The organism is Candidatus Thermoplasmatota archaeon, assembly GCA_018814355.1.
In the GTDB taxonomy this organism is placed as follows: domain Archaea; phylum Thermoplasmatota; class Thermoplasmata; order UBA10834; family UBA10834; genus COMBO-56-21.
In genome coordinates this window covers 1-3,087 of record JAHIZT010000107.1, presented here as the reverse complement: position 1 = coordinate 3,087, position 3,087 = coordinate 1, and the positions used below count along the sequence as shown (strand labels likewise).

The following is a 3,087-nucleotide window of genomic DNA, read 5'->3' as shown; positions in this document are numbered from 1 at the left end:
CTCAAGCTGGGCGACAAGGGACTGTTCGATGTCGAGGGCTTCCGGTTCACGGATGTCTTGGTCTCTTGAGCATTCAGTCCTCTGATGGCGAGGCGCTCGGGAAATGCCCTTCTTGCGTCGGCGTGTCCATATCGGGCTTCATGTCCGTGTCCTGGGTATGATGGACGGGGCGGTTACACAAAAGTCATCTATCGCTGGAACATTCGTAGATATCGGGCGAGAAGAAATGGGCCCATTGCTTTTCTCCGCATCCAGCCTCTTGGTTGATGAAGCAATCCTCGCTGAGCGAGACCCCACATGTGGACGTCGTTGCCGCGCCTCGAGGGCAGTTTGAGATACTATAACCGCGCAGCATTATAGTGTTCCGGAACAAGATGGATTGGCTTCCTGCCACCTCAGGGGACAGAGTGGCCATTAGTTCTTGGTCCGGTTCGAGGAGGAGTGGAGTATGGAAACTGAGTTCAGCGTGAAGCTTCCCAACAGACCCGGGGAGCTCGCTCGGCTCACCGAGGCTCTGCACGAGAGCGGCGTCAACATACGGACCGTCTCAACTGAGCCTAAGGCTGAGGTGGTGCGGCTTGTCACTGACCATCCTCAGAAGAGCCGGGAGGCTTTGAAGCGGGTGGACTTGGAGTTCTCTGAGCGGAACCTGCTCGTGGCGAAGCTGGAGGACAAGCCTGGCGAACTCGCGCGTGTCTTAAGGGCGCTGGCGGATGAGGGCGTGAACATCGATGCTGCGTACATGCTCGACAAGGAAGGAAGCCGGAGGCATGTGGCACTCGCCGTGAGCGATGAGGAGAAGGCAAAGAATATCCTGAAGCTGTGAGATGTGAGCAGCGCCTTGTTGCTTGGCGAAAACCCTCTTCCCATTTCCTTCAGAGCCTGCCACAGACCTGCCCTTCCAGAACTCCGAATTCATCTGTGTCGGGTACTCTGGAGCGGGCTTGTGTCTCTCAGGGGTTATATGGCCTTCCTCAGCATCACAGGGAACGCTTTTCCGGCGATCGTGGTGAGGCAGCTCCGAAGGAGAACTATCACTGGATCGTGAACTGTCTCGTGTCGACCCATTCCTGCTTCAGCATCGACCAGAAATCGACTGACAGTTCTCTGTACAAGAACTCGTATGGTAACCAGCCGTAGCCTCCGTCTCCCCATCCCCCACCCCAGGAGTTCCTGATGAGCAATGCTCCCTTCGTCGCGACGTCACAATCCGCATTTCTTGTCTCCATCTTGTCGTCGTAGCCCACTGCGACAACGGCGTGTCCTCCCAACACTCTATCGTTGCTGCACGGAAAAGGAATCTTGCCCGTGCTGTTCGCCTGATCCATCGAGCTGTACACAGTGAAGCCGAACATCACGGGTATGCCTGCTACGAGGGATTTCTTGACACTCTCGAGGACCGCTTCTTCCGAGAGCTGAGGCGGGTCGTGTCTGAAGTACTTGATGCTCTTGTAGTTCTCTGCGAACGAATAGCAGAATGCACTCGGTTCCTTGTCGAAATCAGGGAGCCTGTCAGTGTACGGCCAATATTTCTCGGGCGGGACACCGAACAAGACAAGTGCACCCATCGTCGAACGGATGGATGCGCCGCTATCTCCGTGCAGCTCGGCGAGATTCCTCGTGGCCTTGTACAGGAAAAGCCGCGAAGCGTCGATATGCTTTCCAAAGGCCCTCTTCTCGTAGTACTCCACCATCCCGACGCCTGCATGCGCGGTGCATGCTCCAATCTCGCCCTGGTCCTCGATGGGCGAACACCACCTCCTGAGGTCAACGGACGACGCCAGGGTTGTCCGGTCTGCTTTCTGCAGACCGATGGGCGTGACAAGTGCATGGATCTCTTTCTTGCTCAGCAGTTCCTTGCTCTCGAATGTGTAGTCTCGAATGTCTGGATAGTCGGGTAACCATCCCATGCCCCGCCTTCTGTTCTCCATCTCCTCAACCTCCTCGCCGTGTGTCCTTCTTGGCCGGGCAGACTCCAGATCCACCGTCAGTGGACGATTTCACGGGGTACGAAACCAGCAGCAATCTCAGGTCTGGATTTCGTTGATCCAATGCTCGAGATTGCCTCTTCTTGCTCAGTTCTTCATGCTGCTGTCCGGCCACGGGCTTGGCCACGCGATGAACTGCATTGGAGTATTTAGGAGTATTTGGAGCTGCTGTGACATGTGCAGGATGGGATGAGGATGTTCAGGGAGCCATGCGTGAACTCGAATGTCTGACCATTCCTCAATCAAGCGATTATTGCACCGAGCTAAACTCCTTCTTCTCTTTTCTAGAGTTTCTTCTTTGTCATGGCAATCTTGTGGGGCCCAAGTTCCTCGGGACGCAGCAGTTGCTTCGCCATGATTGTGCTCGAGCAGTTTGAGCAGTTTTGAGACCTTGTTCTGGAATAGCGGGCCTCTTTGGAAAGCGAGATTGCGAGAAAGAACATCACAACGAAGAAAGCGAAGATAGATAGGCCGCGCACCCAGATGTCCTCATAGCTCAGCGCCATGCTTAACGCGAACAAACCGATGATTATGCCTCCAACAAGCCAACCATTCTTCACGCCAACAAGGCGCCCAGGCCGAAATCTCATCACGCGCAGAAGATCCATGGTCAACGATCTAGACAATGACGCTTCGGATGAGATTGTGAACTCCTCTCCACATGTTCTGCACTTCGGCATCGTTACCGAGAATCGCCGTCCAATGCCTAATGCCTTTTCTCAGGCTGAGAAACGTGTGAGCTCAAGAGTCCCAGATCTGCTCACTTAGGGGAAGTGTCCCCGTCGAAGATCGCAACATCCAGGTACTTGGAATAGGCCTTCTCGGTTATCGATTGAGGTCGACTTGAGCCCCTTCAGAGAAGCCCCAAGTGAAGGGAATGCGGAGAGGCTTGCTCGATACAATGGTCGTCTGACTCACAGAAAGGGCGGAGTCCGGGATTAGATTTGAACATTAATTCACATCTTAGGATTAAAATGTGCGAGGGCCCGGATTTCGGCCCGGAATCTGCCGTCAGTTAAAGCTGGATGCTGCAATTCTCAAATCGACTCCCGAGTGAATGCCCGACCAAGTCATGATGGCAAAGAAGGTATGCCAATTT

The 3,087-nt window shown here is 54.4% G+C and carries 3 protein-coding genes; 1 reads left to right on the top strand and 2 read right to left on the bottom strand.

What is annotated here, in order from left to right:
• Positions 1-448: 448 nt before the first annotated feature.
• Entirely contained in the window at positions 449-826 is a 378-nt protein-coding gene (locus tag KJ653_07785; protein ID MBU0685728.1) for an ACT domain-containing protein, read from the top strand.
• A gap of 208 nt (positions 827-1,034) precedes the next feature.
• On the opposite strand, the gene KJ653_07780 is transcribed toward KJ653_07785, so the two are convergent.
• Entirely contained in the window at positions 1,035-1,931 is an 897-nt protein-coding gene (locus KJ653_07780; protein ID MBU0685727.1) for a cysteine protease, read from the bottom strand.
• Between the two features lie 341 nt (positions 1,932-2,272).
• On the bottom strand, positions 2,273-2,668 hold the full coding sequence (locus KJ653_07775) for a hypothetical protein (protein MBU0685726.1): 396 nt from the start codon (positions 2,666-2,668) through the stop codon (positions 2,273-2,275).
• Positions 2,669-3,087 lie beyond the last annotated feature (419 nt).

Bases quoted from the DNA above. Each gene is read 5' to 3' on its own strand.
- KJ653_07785 (MBU0685728.1), top strand. From the start codon at position 449: ATGGAAACTGAGTTCAGCGTGAAGCTTCCCAACAGACCCGGGGAGCTC.
- KJ653_07780 (MBU0685727.1), bottom strand. From the start codon at position 1,931: ATGGAGAACAGAAGGCGGGGCATGGGATGGTTACCCGACTATCCAGAC.
- KJ653_07775 (MBU0685726.1), bottom strand. From the start codon at position 2,668: ATGCCGAAGTGCAGAACATGTGGAGAGGAGTTCACAATCTCATCCGAA.